Annotated in this window: 17 protein-coding genes; 3 read left to right on the top strand and 14 right to left on the bottom strand. The window is 63.3% G+C overall.

Features of this window, described 5'->3' with window-relative positions; all coding sequences use genetic code 11:
- Window positions 1-24: 24 nt before the first annotated feature.
- Window positions 25-1,323, bottom strand: coding sequence for an L-fuconate dehydratase (locus BTW07_RS11770; RefSeq protein WP_075570362.1), 1,299 nt, complete (start codon window positions 1,321-1,323; stop codon window positions 25-27).
- 271 nt (window positions 1,324-1,594) lie between these two features.
- Here BTW07_RS11770 and BTW07_RS11765 point away from each other — a divergent pair, with 271 nt between their 5' ends.
- Complete coding sequence (locus BTW07_RS11765; RefSeq protein WP_075570482.1) at window positions 1,595-2,524, top strand: LysR substrate-binding domain-containing protein; 930 nt, start codon at window positions 1,595-1,597, stop codon at window positions 2,522-2,524.
- 85 nt (window positions 2,525-2,609) lie between these two features.
- On the opposite strand, the gene BTW07_RS11760 is transcribed toward BTW07_RS11765, so the two are convergent.
- The 5 genes from BTW07_RS11760 to BTW07_RS11740 are packed head-to-tail and all read right to left on the bottom strand — an operon-like array spanning window position 2,610 to window position 7,888.
- Window positions 2,610-3,779 carry a fumarylacetoacetate hydrolase family protein gene (locus BTW07_RS11760; protein ID WP_075570361.1) on the bottom strand — a complete coding sequence of 390 codons (1,170 nt, stop codon included), beginning with the start codon at window positions 3,777-3,779 and terminating at the stop codon, window positions 2,610-2,612.
- Between the two features lie 47 nt (window positions 3,780-3,826).
- Window positions 3,827-4,882, bottom strand: coding sequence for an Ldh family oxidoreductase (locus tag BTW07_RS11755; protein WP_075570360.1), 1,056 nt, complete (start codon window positions 4,880-4,882; stop codon window positions 3,827-3,829).
- Window positions 4,879-6,396, bottom strand: coding sequence for a tripartite tricarboxylate transporter permease (locus tag BTW07_RS11750; RefSeq protein ID WP_075570359.1), 1,518 nt, complete (start codon window positions 6,394-6,396; stop codon window positions 4,879-4,881). The genes BTW07_RS11755 and BTW07_RS11750 overlap by 4 nt, the downstream gene beginning before the upstream one ends.
- A gap of 6 nt (window positions 6,397-6,402) precedes the next feature.
- Window positions 6,403-6,882, bottom strand: a complete 480-nt coding sequence (locus BTW07_RS11745) for a tripartite tricarboxylate transporter TctB family protein (RefSeq protein WP_075570358.1) — start codon at window positions 6,880-6,882, stop codon at window positions 6,403-6,405.
- 28 nt (window positions 6,883-6,910) lie between these two features.
- Window positions 6,911-7,888 carry a tripartite tricarboxylate transporter substrate binding protein gene (locus BTW07_RS11740; RefSeq protein WP_075570357.1) on the bottom strand — a complete coding sequence of 326 codons (978 nt, stop codon included), beginning with the start codon at window positions 7,886-7,888 and terminating at the stop codon, window positions 6,911-6,913.
- 555 nt (window positions 7,889-8,443) lie between these two features.
- On the opposite strand from BTW07_RS11740, the gene araD1 reads away from it, so the two are divergent.
- Together araD1 and BTW07_RS11730 are read left to right on the top strand one after the other, a co-directional pair.
- Window positions 8,444-9,436 carry an AraD1 family protein gene (gene araD1 / locus BTW07_RS11735; protein WP_075570356.1) on the top strand — a complete coding sequence of 331 codons (993 nt, stop codon included), beginning with the start codon at window positions 8,444-8,446 and terminating at the stop codon, window positions 9,434-9,436.
- 118 nt (window positions 9,437-9,554) lie between these two features.
- Complete coding sequence (locus BTW07_RS11730; RefSeq protein ID WP_075570355.1) at window positions 9,555-11,354, top strand: IlvD/Edd family dehydratase; 1,800 nt, start codon at window positions 9,555-9,557, stop codon at window positions 11,352-11,354.
- A gap of 82 nt (window positions 11,355-11,436) precedes the next feature.
- Here the strand turns inward: BTW07_RS11730 and BTW07_RS11725 are convergent, their stop codons facing one another.
- The 8 genes from BTW07_RS11725 to BTW07_RS11690 all read right to left on the bottom strand — a co-directional run bounded on the left by BTW07_RS11725 (window position 11,437) and on the right by BTW07_RS11690 (window position 20,020).
- The gene (locus tag BTW07_RS11725) at window positions 11,437-12,225 is read right to left on the bottom strand and encodes an SDR family oxidoreductase (RefSeq protein ID WP_075570354.1); all 789 of its coding nucleotides are present in this window, start codon (window positions 12,223-12,225) and stop codon (window positions 11,437-11,439) included.
- A gap of 88 nt (window positions 12,226-12,313) precedes the next feature.
- A complete protein-coding gene (locus BTW07_RS11720; RefSeq protein WP_075570353.1) occupies window positions 12,314-13,081 on the bottom strand; it encodes a FadR/GntR family transcriptional regulator in 768 nt (255 codons plus the stop codon).
- 162 nt (window positions 13,082-13,243) lie between these two features.
- Window positions 13,244-14,527, bottom strand: coding sequence for a TRAP transporter large permease (locus BTW07_RS11715; RefSeq protein WP_075570352.1), 1,284 nt, complete (start codon window positions 14,525-14,527; stop codon window positions 13,244-13,246).
- Between the two features lie 5 nt (window positions 14,528-14,532).
- Window positions 14,533-15,069, bottom strand: a complete 537-nt coding sequence (locus BTW07_RS11710) for a TRAP transporter small permease (protein ID WP_075570351.1) — start codon at window positions 15,067-15,069, stop codon at window positions 14,533-14,535.
- A gap of 67 nt (window positions 15,070-15,136) precedes the next feature.
- Window positions 15,137-16,132, bottom strand: a complete 996-nt coding sequence (locus BTW07_RS11705; protein ID WP_075570350.1) for a C4-dicarboxylate TRAP transporter substrate-binding protein — start codon at window positions 16,130-16,132, stop codon at window positions 15,137-15,139.
- 47 nt (window positions 16,133-16,179) lie between these two features.
- Window positions 16,180-17,310, bottom strand: a complete 1,131-nt coding sequence (locus tag BTW07_RS11700) for a mannitol dehydrogenase family protein (protein WP_075570349.1) — start codon at window positions 17,308-17,310, stop codon at window positions 16,180-16,182.
- A complete protein-coding gene (locus BTW07_RS11695; protein ID WP_075570348.1) occupies window positions 17,307-18,980 on the bottom strand; it encodes a UxaA family hydrolase in 1,674 nt (557 codons plus the stop codon). The genes BTW07_RS11700 and BTW07_RS11695 overlap by 4 nt, the downstream gene beginning before the upstream one ends.
- Window positions 18,977-20,020 carry a zinc-binding alcohol dehydrogenase family protein gene (locus BTW07_RS11690; RefSeq protein WP_075570347.1) on the bottom strand — a complete coding sequence of 348 codons (1,044 nt, stop codon included), beginning with the start codon at window positions 20,018-20,020 and terminating at the stop codon, window positions 18,977-18,979. The genes BTW07_RS11695 and BTW07_RS11690 overlap by 4 nt, the downstream gene beginning before the upstream one ends.
- Between the last annotated feature and the right edge of the window lie 2 nt (window positions 20,021-20,022).

Genomic DNA, 20,022 nt, shown 5'->3' with positions numbered 1-20,022 from the left:
CCCGTGTCAGCGGTTCCTGAACCACTATTGCCAGGCACTGCCGCCGGGAAACTGGTGTGCGCTCAGCGAGTCCGCCTTCATGGTGACGCTGTAGCCGGGCGCTTCCGGTACGAGATAATGTCCCCGACGCATCTGTACCGGATCGACGAAATGCTCGTGAAGATGGTCGACGTATTCGAGCAGTCGGCCTTCCAGCGAGCCGGACACCGCGATGTAATCGAACATCGAGATATGCTGGGTGTATTCGCACAGACCCACGCCCCCGCCGTGCGGGCAAACCGGAATGTCGTATTTGGCAGCGAGGAGCAGTACCACGATCACCTCGTTGAGCCCGCCCAGGCGAGCGGCATCGAGCTGGCAGAAGTCGATCGCATCGGCCTGAAACAGCTGCTTGAACATCACCCGGTTATGGCAGTGTTCGCCGGTCGCGACACCGATCGGTGCCAGGCGATGACGAATCTCGGCATGACCCAGCACGTCGTCGGGGCTGGTCGGCTCCTCGATCCAGTGGGGGCGGAACTCGGCCAGCCTTCGCATGTTGACGATCGCCTCGTCGACATCCCACATCTGGTTGGCATCCATCATCAGCAGGCGTTCCTCGCCGATCTCCTCGCGCAGAATGCGGGCACGTCGCCGATCTTCCTCGATGTCGCCACCGACCTTCTGCTTGAAGTGCTCCCAGCCGTCGGCGATGGCCTCGCGACAGAGCGCGCGCATCTTGTCCTCGGAATAACCCAGCCAGCCGGCGGATGTGGTGTAGGCGGGGTAGCCATGCTCGCGCATGGCGGCCTCGCGTTCGGCCTTGCCCGCTTCACGGCGCTTGAGCAGGCCGATTGCCTCTTCCGGCGTCAACGCATCGGTGACGAAGCGGAAATCGAGGCAGCGGACCAGCGCTTCAGGCGTCATGTCGGCCAGAAGCTTCCAGACCGGCTTGCCTTCGCGTTTGGCCCACAGATCCCAGATGGCATTGATCATCGCGGCGCTGGCCAGATGGATGACACCTTTTTCCGGCCCCAGCCAGCGCAGTTGGCTATCGCCGCTGGTCAGCTCGCGCCAGTAGGCGCCCATGTCGGCCGTGATATCCGAAAGCGATCGTCCTTCCAGGCGAGAGGCCAGCGATTCGACAGCGGCCACGCAGACCTCGTTGCCGCGGCCGATGGTGAAAGTCAGACCGTGGCCGGTGAGGCCATCGTCGGCATCGGTATGCAGGATGACGTAGGTGGCCGAATAGTCCGGTGCCGCGTTCATGGCGTCCGAGCCATCCAGCTCGCGAGAAGTCGGAAAACGGATGTCTTGAACCTCGACCCGCTGGATCTTGGGCATGTTGAGATAATTCCTTGAAAAATCGCTATTGAATCGTTGAAAAGCAGGAGGGCGTGTTGGATACCGTGGTAATGAAATTACGCCTCCTATTTATGAATGACTTTCTGGTTTTCTAGCGTCGATACGTCGATTTATCGTTAGTCATCGGCGCCTCTTTTTCGATGTTTCGATAGCGTAATTGGCGGTATAGTCCGGTGGCTAATCTTTTTTTATGTTACCCCGATAACCGGGGGTTATTGTTATAGACCAAAGGCTTATTCGGATGACCACGATGTCCGACGATAGTCGTATTCACGTCAAGGGCTGGTTGCGTATCAAGCACCTTGCGCTACTTGTCACGTTGGACGACAGTCGCAATCTCCATGCCACGGCGCGTCACATGAACATGAGTCAGCCGGCGGCGAGCAAGATGCTCAAGGATATCGAGACGTTCTTCGGCATGACGCTGTTCTACCGACAGCCCCGGACGATGGAGATCACCGATGCCGGCCGTCTCCTGGTGCGCTATGCCCGCAGTATCCTCAATGACACCGACCGACTGATCGATGACCTTGTATCGCTGCGCGAGGGCGGATACGGCAAGCTGGTCATCGGCTCGGTGCCGGGCGCCGCGCCGCTGCTGTTGCCCAAGGCGATCAATACGATCAAGTCACGGCGCCCGCAGTTGGCGGTCACTCTGTTCGAGAACTCCAGCGACCGGTTGCTGGCCGAACTGGAGTACAAGCGTCTGGATGTGATGATCGGTCGTGTCACCGAGCATGCTCAGCACCATCTGTTCGACTTCCTTCCGCTGCAGGCGGAGCCGGTCTCGATCGTGGTGAGAGCGGGCCATCCGCTCTGCGAGCGTCCACCCAGCCTTGGCGAGGTCGTGCGCTGGCCCTGGGTGCTGCACCCCATGAGCAGCCCGATGCGAGGGCTGTTCGAGGTGGCATTGGCGGAGGCAGGTGTCTCGACGCCGCGCAATGTGGTGGAGACGACATCGACACAGACCACACTGCAGTTGGTCAGCGCATCGGATGCCATCGCCTTGCTGCCGACGTCGATACTCAAGACGGCCGTGTCTGCCGGCCAGTTCACGGCGTTGCCGCTGGTGATCGGCGAGCCGCTGGGCTATTACGGCGTATTGACGCGCAAGGGCGAGGAGATTTCCGACGTGGTCGCCGAGTTCATCGATACCTTGCTGATGCGCGATGCTCTCTGAGCGCGACTACCGTCGCCAGCGGCCCTTGACGGGCTGACGACGGCAACGGATGACCGGTGGGTTCGAACGTCGTCGTGGACCGATCTCAACGCGAGTTGAGGTGGGCCATCAACGCGCGAATACCGAAGGTCCACGGCGGCAGCCGGTCGCTGCGGTCGACGACATTGCTCAGCGCACCCAGCTTGGGTGTCGAGATGGTGACCCGGTCACCGATATGGTGAGTGAAGCCTTGGCCTTCGCCGTCACGATCCTGAATCGGCGAGAACATGGTGCCGAGAAACAGCATGAAACCGTCGGGATACTGGTGATGGGCGCCGTAGGTCTGCGCCACCAGATCCAGCGGGTCGCGACTGATCTCGCGCATGTCGCTCCGTCCTTCCAGCACGAAGTCGTCATCGTTCCCTTCGATGCGTAGCGATACCTGGGCATTGCGCACGTCGTCGATACCGAAATGGTCGTCGAACAGGCGTATGAACGGACCGATCGAGCAGGAAGCGTTGTTGTCCTTGGCCTTGCCTAGCAGCAGCGCGCTGCGGCCCTCGACGTCGCGCAGATTGACGTCGTTGCCGAGCGTTGCGCCCCGCACACGCCCCTCGGCATCCACCGCCAGCACGATCTCCGGTTCCGGATTGTTCCACTCCGAGGCAGGGTGCAATCCGACACGTGCGCCGTGACCGACGGCCGACAGCGGCTGCGCCTTGGAGAACACCTCGGCGTCGGGACCGATCCCCACTTCCATGTACTGCGACCAGCCGCCGCGCGCCTGCAGTTCTGTCTTGAGTGCCATCGCCTCGTTCGAACCCGGCTTGATCCGTGACAGATCGCCGCCAATCAACGACTGGATCTCCTGGCGCAGCTCCGCGGCGCGCTTGAGATCCCCGCCGGCCTGCTCCTCGATGACTCGCTCCAGCAGGCTGACCGCAAAGGTCACGCCGCACGCCTTGATCGCCTGTACGTCGCAGGGGGCCAGCAGATAGGGCGCCTGCGGTGTATCCGCATGGCTATTGGCGAGCACTTCGGTCAGCGTGCCGATGGCATCGGCTGGCGCTTCGCGAACGACCCAGGCGGCATCGTCGCGCTCCAGCAGGTCGGCCATGGTCGAGACATGGGCCGACAGATCGACCAGTACCTCTCCGCGCAGCGCTACCAGCGCCGGGCCTTCGCGACCCGCATTGTCAGCGAGCCATGCCCTGCCGGCCAGCAGTGCGCGCTCGGCATCGTCGGGGAGACAGTGATCTTGGTAGGTTGGGGCCATGGAAAAGCGAACTCCTCGGGGAAATAGAAGGTTTTGAGGCTGTGTATTCAACCGAACGGGGTCGTTCCTGCCAAGGATGAGTCTGCCACGGCTTCGCGCATGGCATCGACCACATCCGTCGGCAGTGGGATGCCGTTCTCGAGATAGTCTCGTCGCCGGGCCAAGCCGGATTGGCCGGGCAACCGAACCGGCTTTTCGGGGTCGCGCGGCCGGCTGGAGAGGCAGCGTTTGGCCACGTGGTCCGTTTCGTCGAGGAAGGATTCCGTGCCACCGAAACGGGCCGGATCGATCACCATGACCATGACCGAAGCGCCCCAGCCCTCGGGGGAATCCTTGCGGCCAAAGCCCGAAAGAGCGGAGGTCAGGGCTTCGACCATCAACCCCAGGGCGAAGCCCTTGTGACCGAAGGCCAACTCTCCCAGCGGCAGAATGCTGCCCGGGGGTTCGGCAAAATAGTCCTCCGGGTCATCGCTGACTTCGCCGTGGCCGGTAAGCCTCGCCGGGTGATCCAGCTTTTCGCCAGCGGTGCGGGTCTTGCCGACGGTGCCGTTGGTAATGGTCGACATGCTGACATCGATCAGCAGCGGCTGCTCTCGACCCGGAATGCCGATCGCCAGGGGATTTGGCGTGTAGACACGATCCAGGCCCCCGAACGGCGCGACCGAAGCGACCGCGGGGTCCGAGGTCAGAATCAGCGGAATCAGATTGGCCTCGACCAGCGGTTGCAGATACGCGGCCAGGCAAGCGATGTGATGCGAGCGCTTGAGGCTGACCATCCCGATGCCGAACGCGCCTGCCGCCTCGCGACTGTGGTCCAGGGCGCGCTGGACCAGATAAGGGCCTAGCAGGTAGTGGCCGTCGAACAGTGCCGCGACAGGGCTGTTTTGATGGATCTCGAGTCGCTCGTGGTCGCCGCAGGCATGGCCGGCCTTGAGATCCTTGAGATAGCCGTTGGCCAGTTTCACCCCGTGGGTGTGATGGCCGAGGAGATCTCCTTCGACCAGAATGCGGGCGGTGGTTTCGGCCACCTCCGGACTTGCCCCGTTTTCTGCAAACAGCGTGGTCAGCGTCGAACGCAGACTGGCGGCATCGTATCGGGTCATGAGGACCTCGGCTTGTGACTGGGTTGTGGCGCGCTGCGCCTGCGACGGAACAGACGGATCAGTGAAGGCAGCAGCCAGATCAGGATGACCAGTGCGCCCAGTCCGGCGCTGATCGGGCGTTCGAAGAAGGCCAGCAGATCGCCGTTGGACTTCAGCATCGAGCTCATGAAGCTATTCTCCAGCGTGCTGCCGAGTACCAGCCCGAGGATCGCGGGCGCCATCGGGAAGTCGTTGCGAGCGAGCACGAACGCCACCATCCCGATGACCAGCATGATCCAGATATCGGTAATCGAGTTGTTGATGGCGAAGGCGCCGACGATGCAGAAGCTCAGGATCACCGGCATCAGCATCTTGCGCGGGGTCAGAATGAACACCTTCGAGGCGCGAATGGCGAGGTAGCCGATGGGCAGCATGATCAGGTTGGCGACGAAGAACACGGTGAACAGGGCGTAGACCTGACCGCCACCGTTCATGAATATCGTCGGTCCCGGATTCATGCCTTTCATGTAGAGCACGCCGATCACGATGGCGGTGATGGTGTCGCCGGGAATGCCGAATACCAGGGCCGGGACCCAGGCGCCGCTGATGCCTGAATTGTTGGCAGAGCTGGCGTCGACGATACCCTCGATATGGCCGGTGCCATATTTTTCCTTCTCCTTGGAGCGGCTCTTGCCGAGGGCATAGGCGATCCAGGCGGCGATGTCCGCGCCGGCACCGGGAAGCGCGCCGATCAGGGTGCCGAGCGAGCTGCCTCGGAGCATGTTGCGCCAGTAGGTCTTGAGATGCCCCGGCGCCTTGCGGAACACGCTGTCCGTCGAGGCTATCGGGACCTGACGTGCTTCGGCGCGAGAGCCATAGAACATCATGATTTCGTTGAGCGCGAACATGCCGATCATCACCGGGATGAAATTGACCCCGGCCATCAGATCGGGAACGCCGAAAGTGAAGCGTGGCGCGCCGCTCATCATGTCCAGCCCGACGGTCGACAGCAGCAGACCCACCGTCAATGACAGGAAGGCTTTCACCCGGGATCCGATGGCGATGAAGATCGAGCTGCTCAGGCCCAGCAGGGCGAGCCAGAAGTATTCGAAAGAGCTGAAGTTGAGCGCCATCTCGGCCAGCGAGGGTGACACGAATACCAGCACCAGCGTGCCGAACAGCCCCCCGAAGACCGAGCACAGCAGGTTGGTGCCAAGGGTCTCGCGAGCCCGACCCTTCTGGGCGAGCCGATAGGATTCCCCGACATAGGCCGCCGAGGCCGGCGTGCCCGGAATGTTGAGGTAGGTACCGGGTATGTCACCGGCGAAGATCGCCATCGCCGAGGTGGCCACGATCGCGGCAATGGCTGGGGTTGCGTCCATGTAGAACGTGATCGGCACCAGAAGCGCCACTGCCATGGTGGCGGTCAGGCCGGGTATGGCACCGACGAAGAGCCCGAACACCGATGCCGCAACGATGACCAGCATCGTCTGCACGTTGAACACCATTGCCAGGCCTTGCAGAAAAGCGTCCATGGGCAGTCACCAGGCTAAGAGATTTTGAGGAGGCAGAATGCCTTCCGGCAGCGGGATCAGCAGATAGCGTGAAAACAGCAGATAGATCGCCGCAGCAACGATGATCGAAACCATCACGGCCAGCCAAGGCTTGGCGCCACGGATCAGCATCAGGATCAGCATGCCCAATGCCATACACGGCAATGCGCCCAGAAACTCGCTGGTCAGGATGTAGAACACGATCAGCGCGCAGGGCAGCAGCGAGATCAGCAGACCGCGATAGTCGTAGCTTGCCGCTTGGGAGCGGGGACCGGCGAGCGCGCTTCTGAGCTGACCCACCCGGGTCAGCGCCAGTACCAGGCCACCGATCACCATTCCCCCGCCGATCAGCGAAGGGAACAGTGACGGCCCGAACTGCAGCGAGGGCATGGTCGGGTAGGTCTGGGCGACGGCGATGACCACACCGCCGCCGATCAGAAACGCCAGTCCGAGCAGGAAATCTCTCATGAATTCATCTCCCGGTCGGGTCGTTGAATCACTTGGCCAGTCCTACCTGTTCGACGATCTTGCCGAAGCGCTCATCCTGCTCGGCCATGAACTTGCCGAAATCGTCCGCACCGCGCCACTCGGTGCCAAACCCCTGCTTCGACATGAAGTTCTGGTAGGTGTCGCTTTGGTAGGCCGTTTCGATCGCTGTCTCGAGCTTGTCGACGATGGCCGGGTCCATTCCTTTCGGGCCGGCGATGCCGCGCCACTCACCGATGGCGTAGTCACTGCCGATCGCTTCTTTCAAGGTCGGCACATCCGGGAAGCTGTCCAGCCGCTCCGGCGCCATGATCGCCAGACTCCGCGCCTTGCCGGCTTCGACCATCGAGCGCCCTTCGGGGACCGAGCTGGGAACGATATCGATACTGCCCGCGGCCATCTCGGTCATGGCCGGTGCCGCACCCTGGCTGGGAATCCACGATACGCGATCGGCTTCCATCCCCTGGTCCAGCAGGAACCCGGCGAATGCCAGGTGCCAGACGCCGCCCTGACCGGTACCGGACGCGGTATAGGTTCGCGCGGGCTCGCTCTTGATCTGGTCGACCAGCGATTGAACCGAGTCGAACGGCCCGTCCGCGGCCACCTGAATGCCGGCGTAGTCGTAGTTGATCTGGGCGATGGGGGTGTAGTCCTGGTAGGTGAGCTGCGTCAGTCCCTGCCAGTGCATCATGTTGATCTCGCCGGTGATCAGGCCAAGCGTGTAGCCATCCGGTTTGGCCATGGCCATGGCGGTGTGTCCGACCACGCCACTTCCGCCGGTTCGATTGACCACGTTGACCGTCTGACCGAGCTCTTCTTCCAGTGCGGCAGCGATGGTTCGGGCGGTCGCATCGGTGCCCCCGCCGGCAGCCCAGGGCACGATCAACGTGATCGGCTTTTCGGGATAGTCGGCCAGCGCCGGCAGCGGCAACAACAACGACAATCCCAGCAATCCTGCGAGATGGCTTCGGGTTATTGATGTCTTCATGGCGTGTTTCCTCGGCGGGAGTCATTTTATGTGGTTATGGACAAGCATTTCGCCCAATGAAGCTATGATTTATGACCATTGAGTGCAATAAGCGTATTGGCTAGACATTGGTATAACTGCCGCACCTGGATCACGAACGGCTATCGAAAAACAGTGCTTAACGGCGCAGGGATGCGTTCTATTTTACTGAGGTTTATCAAGATCATTGCGCTGAAATCTCGATCGATCCTGACAGTGTCGGACGACTGCGCTACCTAGATTACGCCGGTTCGCGACGGGCGTATTTGCTCCGAAAGTCTATGTTGTACTTATTTTCTATATGTTCAACATAGGCGTGGGGTGGTAAAGGGTGGTCGCTGCGCCGCCAGTCTATCTGGTTTCACGGAGCGCCCAGCTCAACTCTCTGCCAGCGCGTCGCTCGGGTGCGGCGGATGAGGTGGATCTTGAGCCGCGTGATACGAGCGGCGCAGCAGCAATAAGTTTTCGAGGCGTCCCGCCATGGTGGTCGAGGCGTCGTGACTGGCAATGACCGATTATCGATGGAAGGAGAACACGATGCGCTTGATACAGTGCCTGAACGACGACCGACTGACCGTGGCGATGGTCATCAATGATCGGGAGGTCCAGGTCATCGAGACTGACGAGGGCGTCTACGGTCTGGCCAGGCGCGCCATCGACGAGGGCAGGTCGCTGGCCTCGGTAGTCGAGTCGGCGCTGACCGAGACACGTCTCGATTACGCACAGATCGTCGCCGAGCGTCGCTTGCTGCCGCCACTGACGCACCCCGATCCCGCGCATTGCCTGGTCACCGGGACGGGGCTGACGCATCTCGGCAGTGCCGACACTCGCTCGGCGATGCATTCGGCCGACAAGGTCGATGAGAGTGAACTCACCGATTCCATGCGCATGTTCCGCATGGGCGTGGAAGCCGGCAAGCCCGAGGCGGGCGCGGTCGGGCCGCAGCCGGAGTGGTTCTACAAGGGAGACGGCGACTGCGTGGTGGCGCCGGAAACCGAAATCCCGTCCCCGGCGTTCGCGCAGGACGCCGGAGAGGAGCCTGAGCTGGCCGGTCTCTACGTGGTGGGCAAGGATGGTCAACCCTGGCGAGTCGGCTACGCCATCGGCAACGAGTTTTCCGATCACGTCACCGAGCGTTTCAACTACCTGTGGCTGGCGCATTCCAAGTTGCGTGCCTGCAGCTTCGGCCCGGAGCTCTTCATCGGTGAACTGCCGGATAATCTGGAAGGCACCAGTCGCATCGTGCGCGACGGCCGCACACTATGGGAAAAGCCATTCCTGACCGGCGAAGGCAACATGGCCCACAGCCTGGCCAACCTCGAACATCACCACTTCAAGTACCGGAACTTCCGTCGTCCAGGTGACGTTCACGTCCACTTCTTCGGCACTGCCACGTTGAGCTTTGCCGACAAGATCGTGGTCGAGCCGGGTGATCGCTACGAGATCGATCTGCCGGCGCTGGGCAGGCCCTTGCGCAACCCCCTGGGTGGCGAAGCGGACTTCGGCTATTCAGCGGCGAAAGCGCTGTAACCCCCAACCGATCGTCGCCCCTGGCTGGCAGCTTCCACCGTTGCATTCACGTACAGCGGGCCAGGCGGCGACTCTGCAGCTGCCAAGCCCCTTCAATTTGCTTGCGAGAGTTCCGAACATGCCCCAACGTCCCCGCCGAACCTCCGACCAGCTGCGGTCGCGCTGGTGGTTCGACAATCCCGACCACGCTGGCACCACGGCGCTGTGTCTCGAGCGTTACATGAACTACGGCATCACCCTGGAAGAGCTCTCTTCCGGCAAGCCGATCATCGGTATCGCCCAGTCCGGTTCCGACCTGACGCCGTGCAACCGTCATCACATCCAACTGGTGGAGCGGGTCAAGGCCGGTATTCGAGCGGCGGGCGGCGTGCCGTTCGAATTTCCGCTGCATCCGATTCACGAGAACGTGCGCCGGCCCACCGCCGCGCTGGATCGCAATCTGGCCTATCTGGGGCTGGTCGAAGTGCTCCACGGCTATCCGCTCGATGGCGTGCTGTTGACCACCGGCTGCGACAAGACCACGCCGGCCTGTCTGATGGCCGCCGCCACCGCCGATATTCCGGCGATCGTGTTGTCCGGCGGGCCGATGCTCAACGGCTGGCGCGGCAAGGATCGTGTCGGCTCCGGCACCATCGTGTGGGAGCTGCGCAAGCGCCTCGCCACCGGCGAGATCGACTACCCCGAATTCCTGGCCCGGATCGCCGATTCCGCGCCCTCGGTCGGCCACTGCAACACCATGGGCACGGCATCGACCATGAACTCGATGGCCGAGGCGCTGGGCATGAGTCTGCCGGGTTCGGCGATGATCCCCGCACCCTACAAGGAGCGGCCAATGGTCGCCTACGCCACCGGCGCGCGCATCGTCGAGATGGTGTGGGAGGATCTGCGTCCGAGCGACATCCTGACGCGTGAGGCTTTCGAGAACGCCATCGTCGTCTGCTCGGCGCTGGGGGGCTCGAGCAATGCCCCCGTCCATATCAACGCTATCGCCCGTCATGCCGGAATCGAGCTGACCAACGATGACTGGCAGCGACTCGGCCACGATATCCCGCTGCTGGCCAACGTGATGCCGGCGGGCGCCTATCTGGGCGAGGAGTTCTTCCGGGCGGGCGGCGTTCCGGCCGTGGTGCATGAGTTGCTGACGGCGGGGCGGCTCCACGGCGATGCGCTGACCGTCAACGGCCAGACGTTGCAAGCCAACTGCTTCGGCCAGGAGACCCAGGATGAGGACGTCATCCTGCGCTACGACCACCCGCTGGTGGAGTCGGCGGGCTTTCTCAACTTGAAAGGCAATCTGTTCGACTCGGCACTGATGAAGACGAGCGTGATCTCGGAAGATTTTCGCCGCCGCTTTCTTTCCAACCCTGGCGATCTCGACGCATTCGAGGGCAAGGTCGCCGTCTTCGACGGCTCCGAGGATTATCATGCGCGCATCGACGACCCGGCACTCGAGATCGACGAACACACCATTCTGGTGATGCGCGGTGCCGGTCCGGTGGGGCATCCCGGGGGGGCCGAGGTGGTCAACATGCAACCGCCGGAAGCACTGATCAAGCGGGGCATCGAATCGCTGCCATGTCTGGGCGACGGGCGCCAGTCGGGGACTTCCGGTTCACCCTCGATTCTCAACGCCTCGCCGGAAGCGGCAACGGGCGGTGGTCTGGCATTGCTGGAGAGTGGCGACCGGATTCGTATCGACCTCAAGCGGGGCGAGGCCAATCTGCTGATCAGCGTCGACGAGCTGGCGGCACGCCGCGCCAGGCTCGAGGCCGAAGGCGGTTATCCCTATCGCGATCATCAGACGCCGTGGCAGGAGATCCAGCGCTCGATGGTCGAACCGCTCGATCGCGGCATGACGCTTGCGCCGGCGACCAAATATCGCGCCATCGCCTGGGATCTACCGCGAGACAATCACTGACGCGGTTGATATCAGACAGCTGCAAACCAGACGCCGGGCGAGTCGCCCGGCGTTTTTGATTCAACGTATTGCGTGCTGGAGATTAAAAAGTGCCGGGATAGGCGCCGCCGTCCAGCAGCACGTTCTGCCCGATCAGGTAGGCGGCCTGCTGGCTGCAGAGAAAGGCGCAGACTTCACCGAATTCTCCCGGGGTGCCGAAGCGGCCGGCAGGAATCGCCGCCAGGCGCGACTGCGCGACCTCGTCATGCGTGCGACCACTGTTGGTGGCGGCCTTGTCGATACCGCCCCGCAACCGCTGGGTATCGAAGGCGCCGGGGAGCAGATTGTTGATGGTGACGTTGCGACTGGCCAGGCTCGATTGACGCGAGGTGCCGGCGACGAAGCCGGTCAGGCCGCTGCGTGCGCCGTTGGACAGCCCCAGAACATCGATCGGCGCTTTCACCGCCGAAGAGGTGATATTGACGATTCGGCCGAAGCTGCGCTCTGCCATGCCATCGACACAGGCCTGAATCAGTGCGATGGGTGCCAGCATGTTGGCATCCAGTGCCGCCATCCAATCATCCCGGTTCCAGTCGCGAAAATCGCCCGGCGGCGGCCCGCCGTTGTTGTTGATCAGGATATCGACCTGGGGGCAGGCGGAGAGCACGGCTTCCCGTATGGCGGGGTCGCCGATATCACCGGCAACCGACCGCACTTCGATCGCCGGATCGAGTGCGCGTAGCTCCCGTGCGACCGCGTCCAGCGTTTCCTGCCGGCGAGAGTTGATGACCAGATTGACGCCTTCCCTGGCCAGGGCGATGGCGCAACCCTTGCCCAGGCCCTGACTGGCAGCACAGACGACGGCCCAGCGGCCGCGAATACCGAAATCCATACACTTGTCCTCTTGTGGAAACGGGGGGCATCGCAGAGGTGATGCTCGATTTGACGAATCGTTCCGTGTCGATAAACGGCAACGCCGCTCAGGTCTCGAGGGCTGCCGGCACCTCTCCCAGCAGGATTTCCGGCATCTCCATCCCCAGCGCGTCGGCCGTCCCCTGCAGGACCGCCACCGAGGCGAAAAAGGCGTCTCGGGGGCGCCGGGTCCGAATGCATTCCATCAGCAGCCGATGACGTTCCAGGCTCTGCTCGGGATCGCTGGCACTGACGTTGGACGTCTCGACCAGTAGATGGATCGAGGGTTTCAGAATGTGCGACAGCTGGGTCCAGACGATGTTGTGCGTCGCCTTGAAGATGGCGACATGAAACGCGACGTCGTGGTCGCTTTGCAGGCGTCCCCGGTTGGCCGACGCCGGATTGTGGAAATCGTGGCCCATGCCTTCGAAAGCCTCTTCGATCGCCACCAGGTCCCGCGCCGTGGCGCGCTTGGCCGCCGTCATCGCCACATAGGGTTCGACATCGAGTCGAAAGGTCAGGATCTCGCGCTGAATGCCGGCGTTGGGCGTCGCGAAACGCACCATCCACTCGGTGACCCGGGGATCGAGTATGTTCCATTCGGAATAGGTCCGAACACGGGAACCGTAGCCGGAGATGCGCTCGATGATGCCGGCATCCACCAGCCGACGCAGATCGCTGCGCACCGCCGAGCGGTTGAGCGCGAACTGTTCGCACAGATCGATCTCCTTGGGCACGAAGTCGCCGGGCTGGTAATGCCCGGCGAAGATCTCCTTGGCCAGCGCTTCAGCGACGCTGAGGCGCTGGGGGGAGCGGGTTGTCGGCGCATCCTTCACGAAGATCGGTTCTCGGCAGTCGAAGTCGGTTGAGCCGTATGGTCAACATTGGCTCGTTCAACTTCATCTTACCTGTCCCGTCGCACGGGTTGCGACCGGCAAAGGTCGACATACGCCCATGGTCGTATCCGCAGGCGTTCACACCAAAACGGTGTTGCAAGCTCAAAACACCCAGCTGGGCAGCGTCAACGAGATCGCCGGAATGAAGGTCACGACCAGCAGCAGGGCGACCAGCAGCAGCCAGTAGGGCACGATAGCGCGAATGAAGGCGCCTATCGAAACACCGGTAATGCTGCAGGTGGTGAACATCACCGTTCCCAGCGGGGGCGTGATCGTGCCGATCGACGCGTTGAGAATGAACACGATGCCGAAATGCACCGGGTCGATGCCGAACTGCGCCGCCACGGGTGCCAGCAGCGGCGAGAGCACGATCAGGATCGCATTGCCCTCCAGAAACATGCCGAGAATCAGCAGCAGCGCGTTGGCGATCAACAAAAATCCCACTGCGCTGCCGACCTCCGACGAGAGCATCAGCGCGATCTGCTGGGGGATCTGCTCCCAGGTCAACACGCGGGCAAAGCCCGAGGCGACCGCGATGATGAACAGCACGTTGACCGAGGCCATCAGCGATTCCCGGGTTGCCAGGGCAACACTTCCGAGGCCCATCTGGCGATACACGAATAGCCCGACGATCAGGGCATAGAGCACGGCCATGGCACCCGCTTCGGTCGGGGTGAAGACGCCGACGCGGATGCCGCCGATCACCACCACCGGCAGCAGCAGGGCGATGATCCCGGCTCGCGTGACGCTGATCCATTCGTGCCGGGACACCCGCTCCCGCCGCGGTTTCTGATAACCCAGCCGGCGGCACTGGATCGATACCAGCACCATCATGGCGACCGCCATCAGTACCCCTGGCACGACGCCGGCCAGAAACAGCCGTCCGATGGAGACATTGTTGACGTAGCCGTAGACGATCAGCGCGATGCCCGGCGGAATGGTCGAGGTGATCAGCGACGATGACGCCGTGATCGCACTCGAAAACGCCTTGGGATAGCCGGCGGCCGTCATGCTCGGCACCAGCAGCTTGGCGTTCATGGCCGCATCGGCGATGTTGGAACCGGACAGCCCGCCCATGAACGTGCTCAACAGCACGTTGGCCTGAGCCAGTCCGCCGTGCATGCGACGGGTCAGCAGCTCGGCCAGCGTCAGCAGGCGCTCGGTGATACCGGAGTGGTTCATGAACACCCCGGCCATGATGAAGAACGGGATGGCCAGCAGCGAGATCGATTCGAGCCCGCCGGCGAGGCGCTGGATCAGCGTCACCATGGGCTGGTCGGCGCCGACCAGGAAATAGGCCAGGCTGGACGCGAACAGCGCAAAGGCCACCGGCGTACCCAGGCAGAACAGAACGAAGAGCGCGACGAGCGCGATTCCAACGGCCATTGATATCACTCCTTGGTGGCGGCGACCTCGGGAATCGCTGCCGGCGACGCCATGTTTTGGTCACTGGTAACCAGCCGATCATTGGTGATCAGGCGTACCAGACTGTGGTAGAGCATCATGGCGGCACTGATCGGGATGGCGACGTGAATCCAGTAGTAGGGAATTCTCAGCATCGGCGTGCTGCGAAAGCTCGAGAACGGCAGCAGTTCCAGCCCCCAGAACAGCATGGCCAGGGCGCAGAGCATGACGATGCCGACATTGAAGATACGAATGTTCCAGCGCACCAGTGACGGGGGAAGCTTGTCGTTGAGCAGGCCGATCAGCACGTGCTCGTTGCGTCTCACCAGCGCGCTGGCGCCGAGAAACGTCGCCCACACCATCAGCAGTTGCAGGATCTCCTCGCTCCAGGCCAGCGGCGACGAGAACAGATAACGCATGAAGACATTGGCGATGGCCACCACGAACAGCCCGAACAGTGCCAGGCTGGCGATGACCTCATCGAGCCGCATCACGCGGTCGATCGCCTTGAAAAGCGTTTGCATGGTCAACTCCATGGCGCCCCCGCTCGGCGTGGAGCGGGGGCGCTGTCATGCGAGGTTGGAGGCTCGATCAGCCGTTGATGATGTCGCTGACCTCTTGATAAAGCCCCTCGCTCCACTGCGGGAACTCCGCCGGGATCTCCTTCTGGGCACGTTCGCGGAACGGGGCGGTGTCGACCTCGTGGACCTGGACGCCGGCATCCTTCAACTGCTGCAGTGACTTCTCGGTCTCTTTCTCGACCAGCCCGCGCAGGTTCTTGGCCATCTCCTGGCCGGTCTCGGTGAGGATCTGCTGATCTTCCGGACTCAGTTGCTGCCAGAACGCTTCACCGGTGACGAACGGCGCGACGGTATGCATGTGCGCGGTCAGGTTCAGATTCTTCACCACTTCATAGAACTTGCCGCCGTACAGCACCGGCAGCGGGTTCTCGACACCGTCCACCAGCCCCTGGGCCAGCGCCGGATAGACGTCGCCCAACGACATCGGGGTCGGCACCGCACCCATCGCCTTGATGGCGGCGACGTACATCGGCGAGTTCTGCACCCGGATCTTGACCCCGGCCAGATCTTCCGGCGTCGAGACCGCTTCCCGCGAGAGCAGGTGGCGGACGCCGTAGACGCTGTTGGGAATCACGATGTGATAGCCGGCGGACTCTACCTTTGTCTCCTGGTCGGCGAACCAGTCGGAATCGAAGACCTTGAGCTTGCTGTCGAAATCGTCGGCCAGGTAGGGTGCATCCAGCACCGCCAGATCCGGCACCGAGCTCATGAAGTTGGAGTAGGCAGTGATGGTAATCAGCGGCGAGCCGAAACGGGCCTGCTCCATCACCTCGGTCTCGCCGCCGAGCTGGCTGGCGGGAAATGCCTTGAGCGTCAGCTCGCCGTCGCTGGCTTTCTCGACGCTTTTCGCCCACGCCTTGACCGCGACATCGACCGGCTCTCCCGGCTGGTTGCCATAGGCGACGCGAATCTCGGTGGCGGCCTGGGCCATGCCCGTCAGCGCAAGGGTGCTCAGACCCGCCAGGGTAAGCGAGGCGGTCAAGCGGAAGAATCGTTGGGTGATCATTGGCGTGCTCCGGATGTTGTCGTCTTGGATGCTTCGTGTTGTCGCCATCAGCTCAACGCCTCGTCGAGCCTGGGCGTGGCGCGCCCCTGGAGGCGTGCTTTATCCACCACCGGTTGCAGGCGTCGCTGTCGCTTGGCGGTGTGATTCTGGGCAATATCGCTGAGGCGATGATCGAGAAAAGGGTTGGCGAAGCGCTCCAGCGTCACCCCCAGATAGTTCTGCAATCGGGCCATCGGCAGCTCGGCGGACAGTGTCGGCAGGACTTCTTCCTCGAGTACCGTACGTAGCGGATCGATCAGCGCGGCGGTCTCCATCGCCTCACGCACGAACTCGACCGGCTGGCCCTCGCGCTGCCATCGATCGACCAGATAGGTGTGGGCCAGGTTGAGAATGTGCAATTTGCACATCGCCTGCGGGCCCAGGTCATCGACGATCTCGACATCCGGGTGGACGCAGGGGATCGCCATGCCCGGCTGGCGGACAATCGCCCACAGCGCATAGGGTTCGGCGATGGCACCGAGTGGCTCGATCGGGGCCGAGACGATGCGGTCGACCAGCGTGTCGGCCCACACGCAGCGGTTGGCCAGCCAATCGAGAAACGCCGCGTTATCGGCCATCGCCTCACCGTCGCGACGGGCCATCGTGGTCACCAGCGATTTAAGCTGTCGGGCGTTCTGCTCGATCAGCTCGCAGGGCAGGATCGTCAGACCCTCGTTGCCGGCCTCGAAGCGCGCGCGCAGCAGTTGCGTCAATTTGCCGGGAAAGCTCGCCGGCACCGCCGCGAGACTCGAGTCGTCGCCAATCTCGTAGCCGTTGTCGGCGGTATTGGAAACGATGATGCGGGCGTGCTCGACCACGTGGCGCTTGAGTGCCTCCCACTGTTCGGCGGCGATCAGGCAGCCGGCGATGCTGTCGACGGTCTGCTCGCGATCGATCGTCTGGCCGTCGCGCCGGCCGCAAATCCGCACGGGGTAGCGGCGCTGCTCGGCCAGCAGCCGCGCCTTGCGCTTGCCCTCTTCGCGAGTCGAACTCTGGACCACCAGAATGCGCTCGTCGCTGTCGCCATTTGCCAGCGATTCGGACACCAGCGCGTCGACATGGGCGAGCAGAAAACGTCCGGTGCCGAACTGGACGATCCCGGCATCGCGGAAGTCGTTCGTGGGCTTCGAGAAACTCATAACGACACCCCGCGCTTCCACGGAATGAAGTCGTGCTGGGAGAGGCGCTGGGCGTGTGACCGATGACGTCCTGAGGCGACCTCGATGCACAGCGCCAGCAGTTCCTCGGCCAGCTCGTCGATGCTGCGCTCGCCGCGCACGATGGGACCGGCATCGAAATCGATGATGTCGCGCATGCGCGTGGCCAGTTCGCTGTTGCTGGCGATCTTGAGCACCGGCGTCACCGGGTTGCCGGTGGGCGTGCCGAGCCCGGTGGTGAACACGATCAGGTTGGCGCCGGATCCGGCCAGGGCGGTGGTCGATTCCACATCGTTGCCCGGGGTGCAGAGCAGGCTCAGGCCGGGGCGACGATGAGGCTCGGTGTAGTCGAGCACGTCGACCACCGGGCCATCGCCGCCTTTCTTGGCCGCGCCGGCGGATTTCATCGCGTCGGTGATCAGGCCGTCGCGGATATTGCCCGGCGAGGGGTTCATGGAGAAATCGGCCCCCACCGCGGCGGCGTGGCGCTGGTAGGCCTGCATCAGATCGCGGAAGCGTCCGGCGATGTCCGCGTCGGTGCAGCGGGCGACCAGCTCGTGCTCGACCCCGCACAGCTCCGGGAACTCGGCGAGAATGCCGCTGCCGCCGAGGGCGACCAGGCGATCGACCACGCCGCCCACCAGCGGATTGGCGGAGATGCCGGAGAAACCGTCGGAGCCGCCGCACTCGACGCCGAGGGTGAGCTTGGCCAGCGGCGCCGGCTGGCGCTGAATGCGATCGGCGGCCGCCAGACCGTCGAAGATCGACTGCAGCGCATTGCGGATCAGGGCTTCTTCGCTGGGTGAAGACTGCTGGTCGAAGTAGTCCACCGTGCGCCGCTGCTGCGGGTCGCGCGCGGCCACCGCCGCCTTGAGCATCTGGATCTGCGCCTTCTGGCAGCCGAGGCTCAGCACCGTCGCGCCGGCCACGTTGGGGTGGCAGATGTAGCCGGCGAGCAGCTGGCACAGTGCCTCGGCATCGTCGTCGGTGCCGCCGCAGCCCAGGGTATGGGTCAGAAAGCGCACGCCGTCGACATTGGGGAAGCGTGTTGGCGCGGCGGCGGCGAGCGGATCGCTCGCGTCGCTCTGGTCAGTATTTCCGGACACTCCTGCCAGCATCTGCCGGGCCATGCGCTTGTAGTCGCGATAGGGGTCATCGCCCAGCGCATCGGCAACGCACTGACGCAGCACCTCGATATTGCGGTTCTCGCAGAACACCAGCGGAATCACCAGCCAGAGATTGGCGGTACCAACGCTGCCATCCGGACGATGGAAGCCGTCGAAGGTCGTACCCCGGAAGCGCGTCACATCCGGCGGCGTCCACGGTTTGCTGCCGGGCTGGACGTCACCGCTCTCCGTGGCATGGGCGACATTGTCCACGGTAATGACGCCGCCCGCGGGGATGGCTTGCGTTGCCTTGCCCACGGTGACGCCGTACATGGTGACGATCTCCCCCGGCGACAGCGCCTCGAGCGTGAACTTGTGCTTGTGGCGAACATTGTCGGCAAGGGCGATATCGCGGTCGTCGATCGCGACTCGGCGGCCGGCCGGCAGGTCGGTCAATGCCACCGCTACGTTGTCGCGCGGATGGATTCGCAGCGTGATGCGAGCCGGGCTGTCGGTACCGATGGTCTCGAGGCGTGTATCACTCATGATTCGACCTCCCCGGATTCGCCATCCAGCGTGACCATCGCCTTGATCACGCCACTGCCGGGCGCGCACCACTGGGGCATCAACGTCGGTAGCTCCTCGAGCCGGCCCCGGTGGGTAATCAGCGGCTCGGTCAGGATGTCGCCACTGGCCATCAGCCGGGTGACGGTCTCGAAATCTTCCCGCGTGGCGTTGCGGCTGCCCATCAGCGTCAGTTCCTTCTTGTGGAAATCCGGATCGCTGAAGGTGATGTCGGCCTTGACCACGCTCACCAACACGTAGCGCCCGCCATGCCCGGCGAAGTCGAAGCCGCGATTCATCGCCTGGGGGTTGCCGGTGGCATCGAACACCACATCGGCCAGCGCACCGTCGTTGATCGCTTCGATCTCGGCGATGATGTCGTCGTCGATGGCGTGCCAGACAGCTTCTGCGCCGAGTTCGTCGCGGCAAAGCGCCAGCCGGTCGCGATTGGTATCGACCATGGCCACCCGCGCGCCGCGGCTCCTGGCCACCTGCAGCACACCGATACCGATCGGCCCGGCACCGACCACGACGACCAGCTCGTCTCTCTCGACCTGGCCGCGCCGGACAGCGTGCGCGCCGATGGCCTGACACTCGACCAGCGCCAGCGCTTCCGCCGAGAGATCGGGCACCGGCACGAGATGCGAAGCCGGCACGTTGAGCAGCTCCGCCATCCCCCCATCGCGGTGTACGCCGATCACCTCGAGCTTCTGGCAGCAGTTGGTACGACCCTGACGGCACGCCCGACACTCGCCGCAGTGCAGGTAGGGAATGACGTAGACCGCCTGGCCGACGAGAGTGGCTTCGACATCGTCGGCTGCGGCGACCACCTCGCCACTGAGCTCATGGCCGAGCACGCGGGGGTAGACGAAGTAGGGCTGATTGCCACCGAAGGCGTGGATGTCGGTCCCGCAGATACCGATGCGACGAATCGCAACCAGCGCCTCGCCAGGCGCGCAATCGGGCGCCTGGCGCTCAGTGACGGACATCTCGTTCGGTTTCGAACAGACGACGACTTGCATGT

Source organism: Salinicola socius (assembly GCF_001937195.1).
GTDB lineage: Bacteria > Pseudomonadota > Gammaproteobacteria > Pseudomonadales > Halomonadaceae > Salinicola > Salinicola socius.
The sequence above is the reverse complement of the archived record's forward strand: the minus strand, read 5'-3'. Positions and strand labels throughout refer to the sequence as shown.

Bases quoted from the DNA above. Each gene is read 5' to 3' on its own strand.
- BTW07_RS11695 (WP_075570348.1), bottom strand. From the start codon at position 18,980: ATGAGTGATACACGCCTCGAGACCATCGGTACCGACAGCCCGGCTCGC.
- BTW07_RS11745 (WP_075570358.1), bottom strand. From the start codon at position 6,882: ATGAGAGATTTCCTGCTCGGACTGGCGTTTCTGATCGGCGGCGGTGTG.
- BTW07_RS11725 (WP_075570354.1), bottom strand. From the start codon at position 12,225: ATGGATTTCGGTATTCGCGGCCGCTGGGCCGTCGTCTGTGCTGCCAGT.
- BTW07_RS11690 (WP_075570347.1), bottom strand. From the start codon at position 20,020: ATGCAAGTCGTCGTCTGTTCGAAACCGAACGAGATGTCCGTCACTGAG.
- BTW07_RS11705 (WP_075570350.1), bottom strand. From the start codon at position 16,132: ATGATCACCCAACGATTCTTCCGCTTGACCGCCTCGCTTACCCTGGCG.
- BTW07_RS11710 (WP_075570351.1), bottom strand. From the start codon at position 15,069: ATGCAAACGCTTTTCAAGGCGATCGACCGCGTGATGCGGCTCGATGAG.
- BTW07_RS11770 (WP_075570362.1), bottom strand. From the start codon at position 1,323: ATGCCCAAGATCCAGCGGGTCGAGGTTCAAGACATCCGTTTTCCGACT.
- BTW07_RS11755 (WP_075570360.1), bottom strand. From the start codon at position 4,882: ATGACCCGATACGATGCCGCCAGTCTGCGTTCGACGCTGACCACGCTG.
- araD1 (WP_075570356.1), top strand. From the start codon at position 8,444: ATGCGCTTGATACAGTGCCTGAACGACGACCGACTGACCGTGGCGATG.
- BTW07_RS11740 (WP_075570357.1), bottom strand. From the start codon at position 7,888: ATGAAGACATCAATAACCCGAAGCCATCTCGCAGGATTGCTGGGATTG.
- BTW07_RS11730 (WP_075570355.1), top strand. From the start codon at position 9,555: ATGCCCCAACGTCCCCGCCGAACCTCCGACCAGCTGCGGTCGCGCTGG.
- BTW07_RS11715 (WP_075570352.1), bottom strand. From the start codon at position 14,527: ATGGCCGTTGGAATCGCGCTCGTCGCGCTCTTCGTTCTGTTCTGCCTG.
- BTW07_RS11760 (WP_075570361.1), bottom strand. From the start codon at position 3,779: ATGGCCCCAACCTACCAAGATCACTGTCTCCCCGACGATGCCGAGCGC.
- BTW07_RS11765 (WP_075570482.1), top strand. From the start codon at position 1,595: ATGTCCGACGATAGTCGTATTCACGTCAAGGGCTGGTTGCGTATCAAG.
- BTW07_RS11700 (WP_075570349.1), bottom strand. From the start codon at position 17,310: ATGAGTTTCTCGAAGCCCACGAACGACTTCCGCGATGCCGGGATCGTC.
- BTW07_RS11750 (WP_075570359.1), bottom strand. From the start codon at position 6,396: ATGGACGCTTTTCTGCAAGGCCTGGCAATGGTGTTCAACGTGCAGACG.